Annotated in this window: 18 protein-coding genes and 1 tRNA gene; 3 read left to right on the top strand and 16 right to left on the bottom strand. The window is 61.6% G+C overall.

What is annotated here, in order from left to right; genetic code table 11:
* Positions 1-100: 100 nt before the first annotated feature.
* Both plsY and dprA read left to right on the top strand, forming a co-directional pair.
* Complete coding sequence (plsY, locus tag AC0L3O_RS15340) at positions 101-688, top strand: glycerol-3-phosphate 1-O-acyltransferase PlsY (RefSeq protein ID WP_419693404.1); 588 nt, start codon at positions 101-103, stop codon at positions 686-688.
* A complete protein-coding gene (gene dprA, locus AC0L3O_RS15345) occupies positions 685-1,809 on the top strand; it encodes a DNA-processing protein DprA (RefSeq protein ID WP_473615946.1) in 1,125 nt (374 codons plus the stop codon). The genes plsY and dprA overlap by 4 nt, the downstream gene beginning before the upstream one ends.
* A gap of 118 nt (positions 1,810-1,927) precedes the next feature.
* Here dprA and AC0L3O_RS15350 read toward each other — a convergent pair.
* Positions 1,928-2,003: transfer RNA gene (locus tag AC0L3O_RS15350), tRNA-Lys, on the bottom strand.
* Between the two features lie 263 nt (positions 2,004-2,266).
* Here AC0L3O_RS15350 and AC0L3O_RS15355 point away from each other — a divergent pair.
* Complete coding sequence (locus AC0L3O_RS15355; RefSeq protein ID WP_473616034.1) at positions 2,267-2,809, top strand: BA14K family protein; 543 nt, start codon at positions 2,267-2,269, stop codon at positions 2,807-2,809.
* A gap of 82 nt (positions 2,810-2,891) precedes the next feature.
* Here the strand turns inward: AC0L3O_RS15355 and glpK are convergent, their stop codons facing one another.
* From glpK to AC0L3O_RS15430, 15 genes are all read right to left on the bottom strand, one after another.
* A complete protein-coding gene (glpK, locus tag AC0L3O_RS15360; RefSeq protein WP_473615948.1) occupies positions 2,892-4,385 on the bottom strand; it encodes a glycerol kinase GlpK in 1,494 nt (497 codons plus the stop codon).
* Positions 4,386-4,469: 84 nt separating this feature from the next.
* Positions 4,470-6,212, bottom strand: coding sequence for an ABC transporter substrate-binding protein (locus AC0L3O_RS15365; RefSeq protein ID WP_473615949.1), 1,743 nt, complete (start codon positions 6,210-6,212; stop codon positions 4,470-4,472).
* 72 nt (positions 6,213-6,284) lie between these two features.
* On the bottom strand, positions 6,285-6,566 hold the full coding sequence (locus AC0L3O_RS15370; RefSeq protein WP_027151937.1) for a DUF2160 domain-containing protein: 282 nt from the start codon (positions 6,564-6,566) through the stop codon (positions 6,285-6,287).
* A 27-nt stretch (positions 6,567-6,593) separates the two neighbouring features.
* Complete coding sequence (locus tag AC0L3O_RS15375) at positions 6,594-7,412, bottom strand: carbohydrate ABC transporter permease (RefSeq protein WP_065007668.1); 819 nt, start codon at positions 7,410-7,412, stop codon at positions 6,594-6,596.
* A gap of 112 nt (positions 7,413-7,524) precedes the next feature.
* On the bottom strand, positions 7,525-8,391 hold the full coding sequence (locus AC0L3O_RS15380) for a carbohydrate ABC transporter permease (protein WP_027151935.1): 867 nt from the start codon (positions 8,389-8,391) through the stop codon (positions 7,525-7,527).
* A 5-nt stretch (positions 8,392-8,396) separates the two neighbouring features.
* A complete protein-coding gene (locus tag AC0L3O_RS15385) occupies positions 8,397-9,467 on the bottom strand; it encodes an ABC transporter ATP-binding protein (RefSeq protein ID WP_473615950.1) in 1,071 nt (356 codons plus the stop codon).
* 12 nt (positions 9,468-9,479) lie between these two features.
* The gene (locus AC0L3O_RS15390; RefSeq protein ID WP_473615952.1) at positions 9,480-10,562 is read right to left on the bottom strand and encodes an ABC transporter ATP-binding protein; all 1,083 of its coding nucleotides are present in this window, start codon (positions 10,560-10,562) and stop codon (positions 9,480-9,482) included.
* Between the two features lie 28 nt (positions 10,563-10,590).
* Positions 10,591-12,117, bottom strand: coding sequence for a glycerol-3-phosphate dehydrogenase (glpD, locus tag AC0L3O_RS15395; protein WP_287342972.1), 1,527 nt, complete (start codon positions 12,115-12,117; stop codon positions 10,591-10,593).
* A gap of 139 nt (positions 12,118-12,256) precedes the next feature.
* Positions 12,257-13,024, bottom strand: a complete 768-nt coding sequence (locus tag AC0L3O_RS15400) for a DeoR/GlpR family DNA-binding transcription regulator (RefSeq protein ID WP_287342974.1) — start codon at positions 13,022-13,024, stop codon at positions 12,257-12,259.
* A gap of 127 nt (positions 13,025-13,151) precedes the next feature.
* Positions 13,152-14,561, bottom strand: a complete 1,410-nt coding sequence (locus AC0L3O_RS15405; protein ID WP_473615953.1) for a pyridoxal phosphate-dependent decarboxylase family protein — start codon at positions 14,559-14,561, stop codon at positions 13,152-13,154.
* A 55-nt stretch (positions 14,562-14,616) separates the two neighbouring features.
* Positions 14,617-15,348: a proteasome-type protease gene (locus AC0L3O_RS15410; protein ID WP_023801179.1), complete on the bottom strand. Its 732-nt coding sequence runs from the start codon at positions 15,346-15,348 to the stop codon at positions 14,617-14,619.
* A 32-nt stretch (positions 15,349-15,380) separates the two neighbouring features.
* On the bottom strand, positions 15,381-16,175 hold the full coding sequence (locus AC0L3O_RS15415; RefSeq protein WP_023801178.1) for a transglutaminase family protein: 795 nt from the start codon (positions 16,173-16,175) through the stop codon (positions 15,381-15,383).
* Positions 16,176-16,236: 61 nt separating this feature from the next.
* Positions 16,237-17,178: an alpha-E domain-containing protein gene (locus AC0L3O_RS15420; protein ID WP_023801177.1), complete on the bottom strand. Its 942-nt coding sequence runs from the start codon at positions 17,176-17,178 to the stop codon at positions 16,237-16,239.
* A 63-nt stretch (positions 17,179-17,241) separates the two neighbouring features.
* Positions 17,242-17,601 (bottom strand): four helix bundle protein, encoded by a 360-nt coding sequence (locus tag AC0L3O_RS15425; RefSeq protein WP_077384036.1) that lies wholly within the window; start codon positions 17,599-17,601, stop codon positions 17,242-17,244.
* 55 nt (positions 17,602-17,656) lie between these two features.
* Positions 17,657-19,069 carry a circularly permuted type 2 ATP-grasp protein gene (locus AC0L3O_RS15430; protein WP_473615955.1) on the bottom strand — a complete coding sequence of 471 codons (1,413 nt, stop codon included), beginning with the start codon at positions 19,067-19,069 and terminating at the stop codon, positions 17,657-17,659.
* Positions 19,070-19,088 lie beyond the last annotated feature (19 nt).

Raw genomic sequence — 19,088 nt, forward strand, 5'->3', positions numbered from 1 at the left:
CAGCGGTTTTGCGATAACGACATGCATAAAACAGCAACCTAAAGCGCGTCGCATAAGGCCGGTCAAACGCGACGCGCTTTAGGGCATATCCGGGGGAACAATGGCTTACGGCATCGTCTTGGCGCTGGTGTTCGGCTATCTGCTCGGCTCGATCCCGTTCGGCCTCCTGATCACCCGTGCCGCCGGCCTTGGCGACGTCCGCAACATCGGCTCCGGCAATATCGGCGCCACCAATGTGCTGCGCACCGGCAACAAGGGCCTGGCTGCCGCCACGCTGCTGCTCGACGCGCTGAAAGGCACGGCGGCAGTGCTGATCGCCGGTTACTTTGCCCCGGAGCTCGGGCTCTGGGCCGGCTTAGGCGCCTTCTTCGGCCATCTCTTCCCGGTCTGGCTCGGTTTCAAGGGCGGCAAGGGGGTCGCCACCTATCTCGGCGTGCTGATCGCTCTTGCCTGGCAGGTGGCGCTGATCTTTGCCGTCGTCTGGCTGGCCATGGCTTTCCTGTTCCGTTATTCCTCGCTGGCGGCGCTGACGGCAGCAATCGTCGTGCCGATCGCGCTCTATGTCCTCGGCACGCCCGAGATTGCCGGGCTGTTCGCGCTGATGAGCCTGATCGTCATCATAAAACACCGGGCCAACATTACCCGGCTGCTGGCCGGCACCGAGAACAAGATCGGAGCCAGGGAGTGAGCCAGCGCGCCGCCGGGACGCGGCTCAGCGACCGGCAGCGGTTGAGCTGGCTTCGTTTGATCCGCACGCCGAATGTCGGTGCGGCCACCTTTCGCGACCTGATCAACCGCTTCGGCTCGGCCGAGACGGCGCTCGAGATGCTGCCCGAGCTGATGGTTTCGGGCGGCGCCAGAAAGGCCGTCCGCATCCCGACGGTGGCCGAGGCCGAGGCGGAACTGGAGACCGCACGGCGCGCCGGCGCCCGCTTCGTCGGCATTGGCGAGGCCGACTATCCGCCGCTGATGAAAAACATGGACCATCCGCCGCCGCTGCTCGCGGTCAAGGGCGAAGGCGCGGTGTTCCGGCTGCCGGCGGTCGCCATAGTCGGCGCCCGCAACGCGTCGCTGGCCGGCATCAAGATGGCGCGGACGCTCGCCGCCGAACTCGGCCGCGACGGCTTCGGCATCGTCTCCGGCCTGGCGCGCGGCATCGACACGGCAGCACATCAGGGCAGCCTTGCGTCAGGCACGATCGGTGTGCTGGCCGGCGGCCTCGACCTGCCCTACCCGCCCGAGAATGCCGCATTGTGCAACGAGATTGCCGAGCGCGGCGGCGCCATCATTTCAGAGATGCCGTTCGGCTGGCAGCCGCGCGCCCAGGATTTTCCACGCCGCAACCGCCTTGTCGCCGGTGCGGCATTGGGGCTGGTCGTGGTCGAGGCGGCGCTGCGTTCCGGCTCGCTGATCAGCGCCAGGCTTGCCGGCGAGATGGGCCGGCTGGTCTTCGCCGTCCCCGGCTCGCCGCTCGATCCGCGCGCCGCGGGCGCCAATGCCTTGCTCAAGGACGGCGCCACCCTGGTCACCGAAGCATCGGACATTACCGGTGCGATCGCGCCGCTGGTCGGCGCACTGGCGCCAAGGACGCCGCTGCTCGAAGAGCCGCCCGACTTTTCGGCAACACCGCCACCCGGCGAAGACGACCGCGCCCGCGTCATCGAAGCGCTCGGCCCAACGCCGGTGGCGATCGACGAAATCATCCGCCACACCGGCCTGCATCCCGCCCAGGTTTTCATGGTGCTGCTGGAACTCGACCTCGCCGGCCGGCTGGAGCGCCACGCCGGCGGCAATGTGTCGCTGGTGTGATCGAGACGATTCTCGAGAGAACCTGGCTCGACGCCGCTGGAAAACCCAAGGCGTCATGAAGCATCTCGCTTTAGACCGGGAAACAGGAACGCTAACCTGTTGATTTTCACGCAAAAAATGGTGAGCGCGCAGGGATTCGAACCCTGGACCTACTGATTAAAAGTCAGTTGCTCTACCGGCTGAGCTACGCGCTCCCGCGGGCTCAGGATGCCGCCCTCGAAATTGCGCGGAACATAGGGAGAGTGTCACGAACGGTCAACCGGAAAAAGAGGCCTCGCGAGCCGGACTTTTCGCGGTCTGCTGACGCCTCGCAAACCGTCTCGACAAGATCGGAGTGGCTGTCTCGCACAAATGCCGAGACCTATTACAAATCAGCAGCTTGCTATTCTTCGCGGAACAATTGCGCAACATCCCCGTTTTTATCGCTACAAGGGACGACGTGTTCAAGGAGAAGACCATGAACAGGATCATGTCGGGCTTGCTGGCGACTGCGCTGTCAGCGTCGTTCGCTGTAGCACAAATCGTGCCCGTCAACGCCCAGCCCATTTATGTGCCGCTAGGCCAGAATGTCTCGTCGGATGTCCAGACTGTCGAACACAGACGATGGAGGCGTGGTTTCGACCGCGATTTCTCCCGTCGCGATTTCCGTCGCGATTTCTCCCGTCGCGAGTTCCGTCGCGATTTCTCCCGCCGCGATTTTTCCCGCCGCGATTTTCGTCGTTTCGCCGGTAACGACGATTTCAGGTATTATCGCGGCTATCGCGGCTATCGCTATTATCGTCCTGGCTATCGTCGCTACAACGACTACTGGTTCCCGCTGGCGGCCTTCGCTACCGGCGCGCTGATCACCGGCGCGATCATCAACAACCAGAGCCGCCTCATCCATCGCGGCGATGCCCACGTGGAGTGGTGCTACAGCCGCTACAGATCTTACCGCGCCTACGACAACACGTTCAAGCCTTACTACGGCCCCCGCCGGCAGTGCATCTCGCCCTATTGATAAGCCAGGGGCAGAGTTGAATAAAGCTTGTTGAAAAGCCTGCGCCGGCAACGGCGCAGGCTTTTCTTTTCGGAGCGCGAATCTACAGCGTGCTCAGTGTCCGTCGCAAAGCATGGCGCCAACCCGCCAGCTTTGCGGAACGGACCGATGCATCCATGTCCGGTCGAAACCGTCGCTCCAGCGCCCAGCTCCTGGCGAATTCCCTTGTCTTCGGCCAGACGCCGGCCTTCGAGCCGGCCAGCCATGCCGCGCCGAGCGCCGTCGTCTCCAGGATGGTCGGGCGGTCGACCGGCGCATCGAGGATGTCGGCAAGCCGCTGCATCGTCCAGTCCGACGCCACCATGCCGCCATCGACCCTGAGAACGGTCTTCGCTGACGCGCTCTTCCAGTCCCTGCGCATCGCATCGAGCAGGTCGCGCGTCTGGAACGCGACGGACTCGAGTGCGGCACGGGCAAATTCCGCCGGGCCCGAATTGCGGGTCAGCCCGAAGATGGCGCCGCGCGCCTCGGCGTCCCAGTGCGGCGCGCCAAGCCCGACGAAAGCCGGCACCAGGTAGACTTGTTGGGTCGGGTCGGCGCTCGCCGCCAGCACGCCGCTCTGCTCGGCCTTGCCGATCACCTTGATGCCGTCGCGCAGCCATTGCACGGCAGCACCTGCGATGAAGATCGACCCTTCCAGCGCATAGGTGGTCTTGCCGTTCAGCCTGTAGGCAATGGTCGTCAACAGACGGTTCTTCGAGCGCACCAGATCGCTGCCGGTGTTGAGCAGCGCGAAGCAGCCGGTGCCATAGGTCGATTTCATCATGCCCGGCTCGAAACAGGCCTGGCCGATGGTCGCCGCGTGCTGGTCGCCAGCCACACCGAGGATCTTTATCTCTGCGCCGAACAGGCTTTTCTCTGTGATTCCATAGTCGTCGGCGCAATCCTTCACCTGCGGCAGCATTCTTGCCGGTATACCAAGAATGGCTAGGAGCTCGTCGTCCCAGGCATTTTTTTCGATGTTGTAGACCAGCGTGCGCGAGGCGTTGGTGGCGTCGGTAGCGTGAACCTTGCCGCCGGTCAGCCGCCAGATCAGAAAGCTGTCGATGGTGCCGGCCAGCAATTCGCCGTTCTCGGCACGATTTCTGGCGCCCTTCACCTTGTCCAGCATCCAGGCGATCTTGGTGCCGGAGAAATAGGGATCGAGCAGCAGGCCGGTCTTCCTGGTGAACTTCTTCTCCAACCCCTGCTTCTTCAATTTCTGGCACAGCGGCGCGGTGCGGCGGTCCTGCCAGACAATCGCGTTATGGATCGGCCTGCCGGTCGCCCTGTCCCAGATGACGACGGTCTCGCGCTGGTTGGTGACTCCGATGGCCGCGATATCGGCGGCCTTTCGCCCGGCAGCAGCCAAGGCTGCCTTGCAGGTCGAAATGACCGTGTCCCAGATTTCCTCTGGATCGTGCTCGACCCAGCCGGAGGCCGGATAGTGCTGGGCAAACTCCTTTTGTCCGCTGCCCACGAGCTTCATGGATCCATCGAACACGATGGCGCGGCTGGACGTGGTGCCCTGGTCGATCGACAAGATGTATCCGGTCATGCTGTCTACCCCTCAGTTACAACGAAGGGAGACGGCTCGCGCCGCCTCCCTGTGGTCTCTTTCCGCTTTGGCGGTTCGGCAAGCCTACTGGGTGGTCCAGCGCTTGATCAGTTCCTCATAGACGATGGTCTCGCCTTTTGGCTTCTCGTTCTCGAGTTTGGCCTTAGGACCGTTCGGCTTGCCCAACCATTCGGTCGGATCTTTCGGCTCGTTGAGTCGCGGACCACAGCCGCCATAGACCTTAGCGGACTCGTCGGCGGCCTGCATGCGGGCCATCGTGATGTCCATTTCCTCAGCGAGGCGGTCCATCGCCTGCTGCGGCGTGAACGCCCCGGAGTTCACGTCGCCGATCTGCTGCCACCAGATCTGGGCGAGCTTCGGGTAGTCGGGCACGTTGATGCCGGTCGGCGACCAGGCGACCCGGTCTGGAGAGCGGTAGAACTCCACCCAGCCGCCGAGTTTGGGCGCACGGTCGGTAAACGACTGATGCCGAATGTCGGAATCGCGGATCAGAGTGAGCCCGACATGGGACTTCTTCAAAGACACGGTCTTAGACACGACGAACTGCGCATAAAGCCAGGCGGCCTTGGCACGATCGGCCGGGGTCGATTTCAGGATCGTCCAAGAGCCCACGTCCTGATAGCCGATCTTCTGCCCTTCCTTCCAGTACGGGCCGTGCGGCGACGGGGCCATGCGCCACAACAAATTGCCCTCATCATCGACCGTGTTGTTGCCTTCCGACTTGGGCTTCACCATGTCGGCGAGGAAAGCCGTGTACCAAAAGATCTGCTGGGCCACGTTGCCTTGGCTCAGCGCGGGCAGCGACTGGTAGAAATCGTAGCTCGCTGCTCCGGGAGGCGCAAAGTTGCGCAGCCACTCATCCCACTTTGCGATGGCATAGACCGACGCCGGACCATTCGCCTCGCCACCGCGCGAAACGCTCGCGCCGACCGGATTGCAGGTGCCCGCCTCCATGCGAATGCCCCATTCGTCGATCGGGATGCCATTCGGCTCGCCGGGGCTGCCAGTGCCGGCCATGGACAGCCACGCGTCAGTCATGCGCCAACCGAGATCGGGTGCGCGCTTGCCGTAGTCCATGTGTCCGAAGACCTGCACGCCGTCGATTTCCTTCACGTCCTTGGAGAAGAATTCGGCGATATCCTCGTAGGCGGACCAGTTCACCGGGACGCCGAGATCGTAGCCATACTTGGCCTTAAACTTTTCCTTGAGTTCCGGCTTGTCGAACCAGTCCTTGCGGAACCAGTAGAGGTTGGCGAACTGCTGGTCCGGGAGCTGGTAGAGCTTGCCGTCCGGGCCGGTCGTGAACTTGATGCCAATGAAGTCTTCGAGATCGAGCGTCGGAAGGGTGACATTCTTGCCTTCGCCGGCCATGAAATCGGTGAGATTCACGGCAAGCTGCAGCCGCGAATGAGTGCCGATCAGGTCGCTGTCGTTGACATAAGCGTCATAAAGGTTGCGGTTGGTCTGCATCTGTGTCTGCACCGCCTGGACGACTTCGCCCTCGCCGAGGATCTGGTGGTTGACCTTGATGCCGGTGATCGCCTCGAACGCCTTGGTGAGCACGGTCGATTCATAGGTGTGTGTCGGGATACCTTCCGACAGCACGTTGACCTCCATGCCGGCGAAGGGTTTCGCGGCATCGACAAACCATTGCATTTCGGCTTCCTGAGCCGAGCGATCGAGGGTCGAAAGGCCATTGATTTCCGTGTCAAGGAATGTCTTGGCTTCGTCCATGCCTGCGTAGGCCTGACTGGCCCCGAGCAGCAGGACTAGTGCCGTTGTCGATGTTAGTAGGTGACGTCGCATGAGGTTCCTCCCATTTCGGTTTCAAGTGCGATCGGAGCGGTCGTTGCGCGGCCGCTCCAACAGTTTCTCCCCCTAGACGAATCGAAAAACGCCGATGGCGTAGACGATCGAGAGGGCGAGTGCCCACCACAAGTTGGGTCCGACAAGACCCAGCCAAGCGAGATGGATGTAGGCGCTGCCTAGCAGCGAAATGAACAGTCGGTCGCCACGCGTCGTGTCGAGGCCGAGAATGCCATGGCGCGGCGCTCCGCCAGGACTGGCCCACTCCCACACGGTCATCCCGACCAGAAGAAGCAGGATCACGCCGAAGAAGGTGGCGGTCTGCCAAGTCCAGGCCATCCATGACAGATCCATCGTCTTTACTCCTTCGCTGCGCCGCCGCTAGACGCGGCCGAGCGCAAACCCCTTGGCGATATAGTTCCGGACGAACCAGATGACGATCGCGCCCGGCACGATGGTGAGCACGCCGGCGGCCGCCAGCAATCCGAGTTCGTAGCCCGATGTGCTCGCCGTCCGGGTCATCACGGCGGCGATCGGCTTCGCGGCGACAGACGTCAGCGTCTTGGCGAGCAAAAGCTCGACCCAAGAGAACATGAAGCAGAAGAACGCCGTGACACCGATGCCGGAAGCGATCAGCGGCATGAATATCTTCACGAAGAACCGCGGCCAGGAATAGCCGTCTATGAAGGCCGTCTCGTCGATCTCCTTCGGCACGCCGGACATGAAGCCTTCGAGAATCCACACTGCGAGCGGTATGTTGAACAGGCAGTGCGCCAGCGCAACGGCCCATGGCGTGTCGAAGAGATTGATGGCCGAGTAGAGCTGGTAAAACGGCAGCGCGAAAACCGCCGGCGGCGCCATGCGGTTGGTCAGCAGCCAGAAGAACAGGTGCTTGTCCCCAAGGAAGCGGTAGCGCGAGAAGGCATAGGCAGCGGGCAGCGCCACGCTGACCGAAATCGCAGTGTTGATAAATACATAGCTGATGGAGCTGATGTAGCCATTGTACCAAACGGGGTTGGTGAGGATCTCGACATAGCTCGCCACCGTGAAACTGCGGGGCCACAATGAAAAGCCGCCGAGGATTTCGTTCGTCGTCTTGAACGACATGTTGAGCAGCCAGTAGATCGGCAGCATCAGAAAGATGATGTAGACCGTCGGCACGAGCCAAAGGAAGCGCGCCTCCCGGCCGCGTCCGCTCATTACGCTCGCCGACTGGAGACCCGCCGCATTCGACGCCGGTGGCGGCGTTGTCTGTTCTCGCATCAAAACGTCGCCCCTTTTATCCCCAAGGCCTTCCTTCACTGATGTCATCTCAGCCCTCCGCTTCGGATTGGGTCATCAGGGTGTAGAAGAGCCACGACACCAGCAGCGTCATCAGGAAGTAGATGATGCTCATGGCCGCCGCGATTCCGAGGTTGAATTCGCCGAGCGCTGCCTTGACAAGATCGATCGACAGGAAGGTCGTGGCATTGCCCGGTCCCCCGCCTGTCAGTACGAACGGTTCAGTGTAGACCATGAAGGAATCCATGAACCGCAGCAGCATGGCAATGGTCAGCACGCGCTTCATCTTGGGCAGCTGGATAAAGCGGAACACCGACCAACGTGATGCACCGTCAATCTTTGCAGCCTGATAGTAGGCGTCGGGGATCGAGACGAGGCCTGCATAGGCAAGCAGCACCACCAGCGAGGTCCAATGCCATACGTCCATCAGGACGACGGTGAACCACGCCGCCAGCGGCTGGCTGGTAAAATTGTAGCTGATGCCCATCGCGTTGATAACATAGCCGAGCAGCCCGATGTCCGGCAGCGCAAAGATGTTCCACATGGCGCCGACGACGTTCCATGGGATCAGCAACGGCAGCGACATCAACACCAGGCAGACCGCGACCCATGGGCCGGAACGCGGCATGGCAAGCGCCACCGCCACGCCTAGCGGCACCTCGATCAGCAGGATTAACCCGGTGAAGGCGAACTGGCGCAGGAGCGATGCGTGGAAGCGCGGCGAATTAAGCACTTCCTGGAACCACTTAACGCCTTCAAAGAAGAACAGGTTGTTTCCGAACGTCTCCTGAACTGAATAGTTGACCACCGTCATCAGCGGGATGATTGCGTTGAACGCCACCAGCACCAGCACCGGCAGCACCATGAACCATGCCTTGTTGTTCCAGGTCTTATCCATGGAGTTCAGCCTCCCATCTCGACGCGCCAGGAATCGGCATAGATATTGATGCCGGCCGGGTCGAAAGCGATCTTCGGATCGGCGGGAATGTCCTCGTCCTCGCCGATAATCGCCGCGATGTCGCGGCCTTCGAAACTGGCGCGCACCACCTTGTGGCGGCCGATATCCTCGACCTTGCGGATTGAAACCGGCATGCCGCTGGCGCCAAGCCTGACATATTCGGGGCGGATGCCGAGTTCGATCGCACCGGTGATCCCGGCCTTGGGCGCGCCCGGCAATTCGATCGTCTGGCTGCCGAGCCGCGCGCTCCTGCCTTCGACCGCGACCGGCATGACGTTCATGCCCGGCGAACCGATGAAATAGCCGACGAATGTATGCTTGGGGCGCTCGAACAGTTCGGCTGGAGAGCCGATCTGCACGATCTCGCCTTCATACATGACGACGACGTTTTCGGCGAAGGTGAGTGCCTCGGTCTGGTCGTGCGTGACATAGACCATGGTGAAGCCGAAGCGCCTGTGCAGCTGCTTCAACTGCGAACGCAGCACCCATTTCATATGCGGGTCGATGACGGTCAGCGGCTCGTCGAACAGGATCGCGTTGACATCGGAGCGCACCAGCCCGCGTCCGAGCGAGATCTTCTGCTTCTGGTCGGCGGTCAGCCCCCTCGCCTTTCGCTTGGCCATGTCGGCCAGACCGGTCATGTCAAGGGTTTCACGCACCTTGCGGTCGACGTCGGGTTCCGCAACGCCGCGGTTGCGCAGCGGGAAGGCCAGATTGTCGTAGACGGTCATGGTGTCGTAGATGACCGGAAACTGGAACACCTGAGCTATGTTGCGCTCCTGCGTCGACAGATTGGTGACGTCCTTGCCGTCGAACAGAAGCTCGCCGTGCGACGGATACAACAGGCCGGAAATGATGTTGAGCAGCGTGGTCTTGCCGCAGCCCGACGGCCCCAGCAGCGCATAGGCGCCGCCGTCCTCGAAGGCGTGATGCACCTCCTTCAGCGCATAGTCCTTGTCCGACTTCGGATACGGCCCGTAGGCGTGGCGGATGTGATTGCAGTCGATGCGCGCCATGTGCCCTCCTCCTCAAGCCGCCAGCATCTGTGGCGGCGCGGCCGAGCGGCCGTTCGCGTCGAACACCATGATGTGCCGCGGGTCGATGAACACCTCGATGGTCTGGTCCGGCTCGAACACCAGGATGCCGTGCTCAAGCATGACCCAGCGGACATCGGCGAAATCGAGATGCACGAAACTTTCAGAACCGGTGATCTCGGTGACCGAGACCTTGGCTCTCACCGCCACCGCCGACGGGCTCGGCCGGGCAAGGGAGAGATGGTGGGGCTGGAAGCCGATCGTGTAACTCGTATCGGCAATACCGACGAGTTCAGCCGGCACCGGGAGGCTCACCCCACCTTCAAGAAGGAAGCTCGAACCGCTCTTCTTCAGCACGATCGTGTTGAGCGGCGGATCGGCGAACGTCCTGGCCGTGACGAGGTCGTTCGGCCTGCGGAAGACGTCGATCGTCAGGCCGAACTGGGTGATGCGGCCTTCGGAAAGCGTCGCCGTGTTGCCGCCGAGCAGCAAGGCTTCGTGCGGCTCGGTCGTGGCGTAGACGAAGATGGTGCCGGTCGCCGCGAAGATCTTCGGCAATTCCGCGCGCAGCTCCTCGCGCAGCTTGTAGTCGAGGTTGGCGAGTGGCTCGTCGAGCAGCACGAGGCTGGCGTTCTTGACGATGGCGCGGGCCAGCGCGGTGCGCTGCTGCTGGCCGCCGGAGAGGCTGAGCGGCGTGCGGTCGAGAAAGGGCGTCAGCTTGAGAAGGGCTGCGGCATTGCGCACCTCCTTGTCGATCTTTGCCCGCTCGGCACCGGCCACCCTCAGCGGCGAGGCGATATTCTCGTAAACGGTCATCGCCGGATAGTTGATGAACTGCTGGTAGACCATGGCGACGTTGCGCTTCTGCACCGGAATGCCAGTGACATCCTTGCCATCGAACCAGACCGAGCCGGATGTCGGCACGTCAAGGCCGGCCATCAGCCGCATCAGGCTGGTCTTGCCGGAAAGCGTCGGCCCGAGCAGGACGTTGAGCGAGCCGTGCTGAAGCGTCAGCGAGACGTCGCGTATATGCTCCGTCGCCCCGACCGTCTTCGTCACGTTTCTCAGTTCCAGCATGATGCCTCCTCCCAGGCTTTCTGCATGACTATTCGGCAGCCGCGACATGGCGCCGGCTTATCCCGCGCATGAATTCGTCGAGCGCTGCCGCCTGCTCGCGGCTCAGTTGCAGGCCGCGCTTTGTCCTGCGCCACAATACATCTTCGGCCGTCATCGCCCATTCATTTTGAACGAGGTAGCGTACCTCGGCCTCGTAGAGATCGGCGCCAAAGTTGCGGCCAAGGTCGGCATTCGACCTGGCGAGGCCCAGCAGCATCCTTGCGCGAGTCCCGTAAAGCCGGGTCAGGCGCCGCGCCAGACGCGCATCGAGGAACGGATAGGCCGTTTTCAGTTTCGCCACTTCGGCGTCGAAGCCGCGCGCCGGGAAATCGCCGCCCGGCAGCGGCGCGTTTGCCGTCCACGGCTTGCCGCGCTTGCCGAGAAAACCCTCGATTTTCTCGATCATCGATTCCGACAGCCGGCGATAGGTGGTGATCTTGCCGCCGAAGGTGTTGACGATCGGCGCCGTGCCTTCGCCGCCGTCGGTCTTCAGCACATAATCGCGGGTCGCTTCCTGCGCCTTCGAGGCGCCGTCGTCATAAAGCGGGCGCACGGCGGAATAGGTCCAGACGATGTCCGAACGCTTGACCGGTTGCGCGAAATATTCGCTCGCCGCAGCACAGAGGTAATCGATCTCGGCATCGCTGATCTTCACGTCGCGCGGGTCGCCGGAAAAGTCCTGGTCGGTGGTGCCGATCAGCGTGAACTCTTCCTCGTAGGGGATGGCAAAGATGATGCGGCCATCCTTGTTCTGAAAGAAATAGGCGCGCGGATCGTCGAATTTCTTGCTGATGACGATATGGCTGCCCTGTACCAGCCGGACATTGTGCACGTCGTTCAACCCGACCGTAGCCGACAGCACGTGGTCGACCCATGGGCCGGCGGCGTTGACCAAAAGCCGCGCCTTGACCTCCTCGGTGTCGCCGGTCTGCGTGTTTTGCAGCCTGACCGTCCAGAACTCGCCTTCACGGCGTGCGTCGACGACTTTCGTGCGGGTTCGTATCGTTGCGCCGCGATCGGCGGCGTCGCGGGCGTTCAACGCCACCAGCCGCGCATCGTTGACCCAGCCGTCGGAATATTCGAAGGCCCTGCGAAACAACGGCTTCAGCGGCTTGCCGGCTGGGTCGTTTGCCATGTCCAGCGTCCTGGTCGCCGGCAGCAATTTGCGCCCGCCAATGTGGTCGTAGAGGAAAAGGCCGAGCCTGATCAGCCAGGCCGGGCGCAGGCCCTTGGCATAGGGCAGCACGAAGCGCATCGGCCAGATGATGTGCGGCGCGTTCTTCCAAAGGATCTCGCGCTCCATCAGCGCCTCGCGCACCAGGCGGAACTCATAGAACTCCAGATAGCGCAAGCCGCCATGGATCAGTTTGGTCGAGCCCGAGGACGTGCCGCTGGCCAGATCGTTCATCTCGGCAAGAAACACCGAGAAGCCGCGCCCAACCGCATCGCGGGCAATGCCGCAGCCGTTGATACCGCCACCGATGACGAAGATGTCATGGATCGGGGATGCGCTCACAAAAAGTCCTCCCGGATTTCGCATTGCAGCATTCTTAGGTTTTTACGAAACCGTGTCGGGATTATTTCGAAATAGGAACGAATGTCAAACGAAATATAAAGAGCAGGAGTTGCCGCAACGGCACCATCAACGGCACCATCTAGGGGAGCGAGGTTTCGATCAGTTGAACCTCTGCTTCCTGGCAGATCTTGCGCACCGACGGGATATCGCAGCGATCGGTGATGAAAGTGTTGACCTGCGACAGGTGGCCGATGCGAACCGGCGCCGTCCGCTCGAACTTGGTCTGGTCGGAAACGAGGATGACATGCCGGGCATTGGCGATGATCGCCTGCGCCACCTTCACCTCGCGAAAATCGAAATCGAGCAACGCACCGTCATGGTCGATCGCCGAGGCGCCGATCACCGCGTAGTCGACTTTGAACTGCCTGATGAAATCGACCGCCGCTTCGCCGACCACACCGCCGTCGGAACCCCGCACGACGCCGCCGGCAATAACAACTTCGATGGAAGGATATATACGCATCCTGTTGGCAACATTGATATTATTGGTGATGACCATCAGGCCGGCATGATCGAGAAGCGCCTTGCTGACCGACTCCGTCGTGGTGCCGATATTGATGAACAGCGAGGCGTTGTCCGGTATCAGCCTGGCTGCGGCGCGGCCGATCGCCTCCTTCTCGTCGGCGGCGATCTTGCGCCTCGCCTCATATTCCATGTTTTCGATGCCGGACGGGAACAGCGCCCCGCCATGGATACGGGAAAGCAGGCGCTGGTCGCACAGATCGTTGAGGTCCTTGCGGATGGTCTGCGGCGTCACGTTGAAATGCGTTGCCAGATCCTCGACCAGCACGCGGCCATTGTCCTTGGCCATCTGGATGATCTCGGAATGACGTGGCGACAGATACATCGGTGACCCTCCCGTTTTCGTTTTCCTTGTCTATAGCGAAAAACGAAAGCGGTGAAAAGGCATGGGGGCGGCTAACGAAAAATGCATGCGTCCAAAGACAAACCTCGACGCAACTTCGCCGACCAATTCAGGCCAGCCGGCGGGAGATTTCGGTGATGACCCCGAATGCGGTGTCGACATCCGCCGCCGTCGTCTCGAACTGGCCGACCTGAAAGCGGATCGCGACCTGCCCGTCCACCCGTGTCTGCGTCAGGTAGATGCGGCCATCGTCGTTGATCGCGTTGACCAGCCGCAGATTGTGTTCGTCCGAATCGGTGCCGGCCGCCCGATGCCGGAACGAGAACAGCGACAGCATCGGCTCCGAGGCGATCTCGAAATCCGGTTCCCTGGCCAGCCGCTCGGCCAGCCCTTCGCTCCAGGCGACATGGTTGCGGATCATGGTCCGCAGATTTTCCAGCCCGTGGGCGCGCAGCAGGAACCAGAGTTTCAGTGCGCGAAAGCGCCGCCCGAGCGGCACCGACCATTCGGAATAGTTGATGATGCCGTCGCGCCCATGCGTCTCCAAGTAGTCCGGTTTGATGGCCAGCGTCCGCACCAGGTCTTCCGGCCGGCGGATGAACTGCACCGAGCAGTCGAACTGCGCGCCCAGCCATTTGTGCGGGTTGAAGACGATGGAATCCGCCTGCTCCACGCCCGCCCAGAAATGCCGGTATTCCGGACATATCATTGCCGATCCGGCCCAGGCGGCATCGACATGCAGATAGAGGCCGTGCCGTTTCGCCACCGCGGCGACGCCGGCGATATCATCGGTGCCGCCGGTGCTGGTGCCGCCGACGCAGGCGATGATGCCGGCCGGCAGCATGCCCGCCTGCCGGTCGGCAACGACAGCCGCTTCGAGAGCTGCGACATCCATGGCGCGAAAGCGGCCGGCAACCGGAATACGCACGAGATTGTCCTCGCCGACGCCCGACACCCAGATCGCCCGGTCGATGGAGGTGTGGACCTGATCGGAAGAATAGACGCGCAATATCGGCTGGCCTTGCAGGCCCTTCTTGTTGCCCTGCCAGTCGAGCGCGCGCTCGCGCATGGTCAGCACGGCGGCGAGCGTCGCCGACGATGCCGAATCCTGCATGACGCCGGAAAACCCTTCCGACAGGCCAAGCGCCTGACGCATCCAGTCGACGACGCGCGTCTCGAGTTCGGTCGCTGCCGGCGAAGTTTGCCAGAGCATGCATTGCGCGGCCATAACCGAGACCAGATATTCGGCCACCACCGAGACCGGTGCGGCATTGGCCGGGAAATAGGCGAAGAAGCGCGGATGCTGCCAATGCGTCATGCCGGGCAGGATTTTGCGCTCGAAGTCGGCGAAGATTGCCTGCATCGTTTCGCCATGTTCCGGCGGCGAGACTTCGATGCTTCTGGAGATTTCGCCCGGCTCGACGAGCGGCCGCACCGGCCTTTCGCGAAGTGTGCTCCTGTAGTCGGCACCCCATTCGGCCGCGCGCAGCGACCATTCCCGGAATTCGTTGCTATTCATCTTGCTCTCCGTCGCATCGGGCCCAGCGATCAAAGAGCACGAAAAACGGAGGCTTTCACTCGGGAAAGTCAGGCAGGCTCGCAAAAGCAGCCTTCAGTGCATTCGACCAGCCGTCCGAGATCGTCCGATAATATTGGTCGTCCTGGGCGATCCGCTTCTTCAGGCTGACCTTGAAGGCGTCCTTTTCGTAGAACAGCAGGTCGAGCGGCAGACCGACCGACAGGTTCGATTTCAGCGTCGAGTCGAACGACACCAGCAGCAGTTTCACCGTCTCGGCGAAACTCATCGCCTTCTCATAGGCGCGGATGATGATCGGCTTGCCGTATTTGGTCTCGCCGATCTGGAAGAACGGCGTGTCTTCGGTCGATTCGATGAAATTGCCTTCCGGATAGATCATGAACAGCCGCGGCGCGCTGCCCTTGATCTGGCCGCCGAGGATGAAGGAGGCATTGAAGTAGGAATCGGCCTTTTCGCCCGCCGGCGACGAACTGGCGATGACTTCCTTGACGGTGTCGCCGACCAGCCGCACCGTCTGGTACATCGACGGCGTTTCAAGCAGCGTGGCGTGGCGATCGGCCACCGCCTTGGTGCGTTCGTCGAGCAGGCTGACGACAGCTTGCGTCGTCGCCAGATTGCCGGCCGACATCAGCACGATGACGCGCTCGCCCGGCTGCTCCCAGACATGCATCTTCTTGAAGGTAGAGATCGAATCCATGCCGGCATTGGTGCGCGTGTCCGACATGAACACGAGCCCGCGATCGATCTTCAAGCCGACGCAATAGGTCATCGAATCCCTTTGGCAGCAAATCTTGCCGGGGATTACTGCTCCACGGTGACGGTCACCGCAAGCTGTTCTTCCGCTTGTCCCAGTCGAATTCCTGATACGGGCGTGGCATCGCGGTAATCACGGCCGGTTGCCACCTTCACATAGCGTTCGTCGGGCGAAATGCCGTTGGCGACGTCGAACGCGACCCAGCCAAGGCCCGCAACATGCGCTTCGGCCCAGGCATGGCTCGCCGCCTGCTCGACCGCCGCATCCATCATCAAATAGCCGCTGACGTAGCGGGCCGGAAACCCCATGGCCCGCGCGGCGGCGGCAAAGATGTGGCTGTGGTCCTGGCAGACGCCGGTCTTGAGCGCCAGCGCGTCCTCGGCCGGGGTCGCCGCGTTGGTGGTGCCCATCGTATAGGCCACGCGCTCGCCGATCACCGCCATCAGCCGGTGCAACCTTTCGATATCGGCCCCCTCGCCGACCGAGGCCGCGAGTTCGCGAATACCGCCGCCGATCGTGGTCAACGGCGTTTCCTGGCCAAACAACCACAGCGGCGCGAAACCCTGATGTGGCCCGCTGACGCCTGATGTGTCGCGTGTCACCACCTCGCCCGATGCCTCGACAGTGATGAAATCGCGCTCACCTTCGACGCTCAAAAGCCGCGTGTCGTTGCCGAAATGGTCGGTGAAGCGCACCTCTTCGCGCGCCCCTTCGATCTTCAGCGCCCAGGACAAGACGGTCTGTGTCGGACCGCTGACTGGAAGCAGCCGCAGCCGCTGCAACAGATAGTGCACCGGCGCATCGTAGCGGTACTCGGTCCGGTGAGTGATCTTCAGCCGCATTGCTCTCGTCCCCTGAGCATGATCTTTTCCGGAAACCGGCTTCCACTTTCCGGGATCATGCTCAATAAAACCTGTAGTCCTGCGCGATCTCGTCGCCGAGCCTGATGTTGTCGAGGATGAAATTGGCCAGGAATTCATGCAGGCCGGCGTCGAATATGTCCTTGATCGAGCCGGCGGCCAGCATGGCCTGGGTCTTGCCGGCTGTCACATGACAGGCATGGCGCTCACCATAATCGTCGCCCAGGAATCTGAGATGCTCCGTCAGGAAGCGGTAGCAGAAGGTCAGCGAGCGTGGCATGCGAACGTTGAGGATCAGATAGTCGGCAATGTTGCTCGGCTTGTAGTCGGCCTCGTAGACCCAGCGATAGGAGCGATGCGCCGACACCGAACGCAGGATCGATTCCCACTGGTAGTTGTCGAGCGTGGAGCCGACCCACGAGATCGACGGCAACAGCACGTAGTATTTCACGTCCAGGATGCGCGCCGTGTTGTCGGCGCGTTCGACATAAGTGCCGAGCTGCGAGAAATCGAAGATCTCGTTGCGCAGCATGGTGCCGTAGAACGAGCCGCGGATCAGTGCCGTTTCGCGCTTGATCGCGTCGAGCACGCTGGGCAGGTCGCGTTCGTCGATCGGCTTGGCCAGCATGCGCTTCAGCGACATCCAGGCTTCGTTGATGCTCTCCCAGGTCTCGCGCGTCAATGCGGTGCGCACCATGCGGGCATTGTTACGGGCCGTTTCGATCGACGTCATCGTGCTCGACGGGTTGGATGTGTCGCGCAGCAGGAAATCGGCAACGTTGGCGGCGGTATAGTCGGAATATTTCTGCGTGAAGGCAGCGTCCGAACCGGCACTGAGCAGCACCGAATTCCACTCTTCGGAGGCGTTCTGGGTGCGGGTCAGCGCCATGCGCAGCCCGGCATCGACCAGCCGCGCCATGTTTTCCGCCCGCTCGATGTAGCGGTTCATCCAGTAGAGCCCGTTGGCGGTGCGGCCGAGAAGCATCTCAATCTGCCTCGATCTCGAGCGAATAGCGAATAGCGAATAGCGAATAGGGGAAAAAAGACTTCATGACTTCTGTTGCAGACTCCTGATCATCGAACGCAACATTTTTCCGATCTCCTCGGTTTGGTTAAGCAACCGACCACCCTCTTTCTCAACCACCAAGCCCACTCTCCCGGACAAGATCAGGTGCGTTTCCAATTCTTTAAGAGAACCTTGAGCAATGCGCAGAAATTGAATGAAGGCTCCCGTATTTTCTCGTCCGTGACCCTCCGCGATGTTTGCTGCGATTGACGCCGCCGAGCGCCTTATCTGAGAGGTCATTCCGTATGCTTCCTTGCTCGGGAACCCTGTCGTCACAGAATAGCAATCTACCGCCAATTCGATGGCTGCCTTCCAAACAATCAGGTCCCTGTAAGAATTGATCGCCGTCGCACACCCCTATTCGCTACTCGCTATTCCCTACTCGCTACTTCCCACTTTAATCATCCAGCACCCACGTATCCTTCGTCCCGCCGCCCTGGGACGAATTGACCACCAGCGAGCCTTCCTTCAGCGCCACACGCGTCAGCCCGCCCGGCACGATCTGGATGCGATCAGATACCAGCACGTAGGGCCTGAGATCGACATGGCGCGGCGCCAGTCCCTTGTCGGTCAGGATCGGACAGGTCGACAGCGCCAGCGTCGGCTGGGCGATGTAGTTCGACGGTCTTGCCGCGAGTTTCTTGGAAAAATCCTCGCATTCCTTCTTGGTCGCCGCCGGCCCGACCAGCATGCCGTAGCCGCCGGAGCCATGCACCTCCTTCACCACCAGCTCGTCGATATGTTCGAGCACGTATTTCAGGCTGTCCGGCTCCGAGCAGCGCCAGGTCGGGATGTTGCCGAGGATCGCTTTGCGGCCGGTGTAGAATTCAACGATCTCGGGCATGTAGGAATAGATCGCCTTGTCGTCGGCGATGCCGGTTCCCGGTGCATTGGCGATGGTGATGTTGCCGGCACGGTAGACATCCATGATGCCCGGCACCCCCAGTGCCGAGTCCGGACGGAAGGTCAGCGGATCGAGGAAAGAATCGTCCACCCTTCGATAAAGCACGTCGATCTGCTTGTAGCCTTCGGTCGTGCGCATCGCGACGTGGCCATCGACGACGCGCAGATCCTGCCCCTCGACAAGCTGCACACCCATCTGGTCGGCAAGGAAGGCATGTTCGAAATAGGCGGAGTTGAAGCTGCCCGGCGTCAGCACGGCAATGGTCGGCGCGCCCTTGGTGCTTTGCGGCCGCACTGCCGCCAGCGACTGGCGCAAGAGCTGCGGATAGTTTTCCACCGGCCGCACCTTGATCTGCTGGAACAGCTCGGGAAAGAGCTGCATCATCGTCTCGCGGTTCTCCAGCATGTAGGAGACGCCGGACGGCGTGCGCGCATTGTCCTCCAGCACGTAGAATTCGTTCTCGCTGATGCGAACGACATCGACGCCGATGATATGGGTATAGACGCCGGCCGGCGGCCGCACTCCGATCATCTCCGGCAGGAATGCCTCGTTCTTGGCGATCAATTCCTTGGGGACGCGCCCGGCGCGCAAAATCTCCTGGCGGTGGTAGATATCGTCGAGAAAGGCGTTCAGCGCCTGGACGCGCTGCTCGATGCCTTGCGTCAGCCGTCGCCATTCATTGCCGGAAATGATGCGCGGAACGATGTCGAAGGGGATAAGGCGCTCGGAGGCTTCCTGCTCGCCATAGACGGCAAAGGTGATGCCGGTCTTGCGAAAGACGCGTTCGGCGTCCTGCATCTTTTCGGTAAGCCTGGCCGGATCCTGCTCCTTCAGCCAGCGATCGTAAGCCGAATACGGTTTTCTCAATCCGGAGATTTCCGGAAGCATTTCGTCGAACGCTGCCAATCGCTTACTCCCTGTGAGG

Source organism: Mesorhizobium sp. WSM4810, assembly GCF_055811235.1.

What these genes read in the sequence shown, in the direction of transcription:
- plsY (WP_419693404.1), top strand. Translation starts at nt 101, where the DNA reads ATGGCTTACGGCATCGTCTTGGCGCTGGTGTTCGGCTATCTGCTCGGC.
- AC0L3O_RS15355 (WP_473616034.1), top strand. Translation starts at nt 2,267, where the DNA reads ATGAACAGGATCATGTCGGGCTTGCTGGCGACTGCGCTGTCAGCGTCG.
- glpK (WP_473615948.1), bottom strand. Translation starts at nt 4,385, where the DNA reads ATGACCGGATACATCTTGTCGATCGACCAGGGCACCACGTCCAGCCGC.
- AC0L3O_RS15365 (WP_473615949.1), bottom strand. Translation starts at nt 6,212, where the DNA reads ATGCGACGTCACCTACTAACATCGACAACGGCACTAGTCCTGCTGCTC.
- AC0L3O_RS15370 (WP_027151937.1), bottom strand. Translation starts at nt 6,566, where the DNA reads ATGGATCTGTCATGGATGGCCTGGACTTGGCAGACCGCCACCTTCTTC.
- AC0L3O_RS15375 (WP_065007668.1), bottom strand. Translation starts at nt 7,412, where the DNA reads ATGAGCGGACGCGGCCGGGAGGCGCGCTTCCTTTGGCTCGTGCCGACG.
- AC0L3O_RS15380 (WP_027151935.1), bottom strand. Translation starts at nt 8,391, where the DNA reads ATGGATAAGACCTGGAACAACAAGGCATGGTTCATGGTGCTGCCGGTG.
- AC0L3O_RS15385 (WP_473615950.1), bottom strand. Translation starts at nt 9,467, where the DNA reads ATGGCGCGCATCGACTGCAATCACATCCGCCACGCCTACGGGCCGTAT.
- AC0L3O_RS15390 (WP_473615952.1), bottom strand. Translation starts at nt 10,562, where the DNA reads ATGCTGGAACTGAGAAACGTGACGAAGACGGTCGGGGCGACGGAGCAT.
- AC0L3O_RS15400 (WP_287342974.1), bottom strand. Translation starts at nt 13,024, where the DNA reads ATGTATCTGTCGCCACGTCATTCCGAGATCATCCAGATGGCCAAGGAC.
- AC0L3O_RS15405 (WP_473615953.1), bottom strand. Translation starts at nt 14,561, where the DNA reads ATGAATAGCAACGAATTCCGGGAATGGTCGCTGCGCGCGGCCGAATGG.
- AC0L3O_RS15410 (WP_023801179.1), bottom strand. Translation starts at nt 15,348, where the DNA reads ATGACCTATTGCGTCGGCTTGAAGATCGATCGCGGGCTCGTGTTCATG.
- AC0L3O_RS15415 (WP_023801178.1), bottom strand. Translation starts at nt 16,175, where the DNA reads ATGCGGCTGAAGATCACTCACCGGACCGAGTACCGCTACGATGCGCCG.
- AC0L3O_RS15420 (WP_023801177.1), bottom strand. Translation starts at nt 17,178, where the DNA reads ATGCTTCTCGGCCGCACCGCCAACGGGCTCTACTGGATGAACCGCTAC.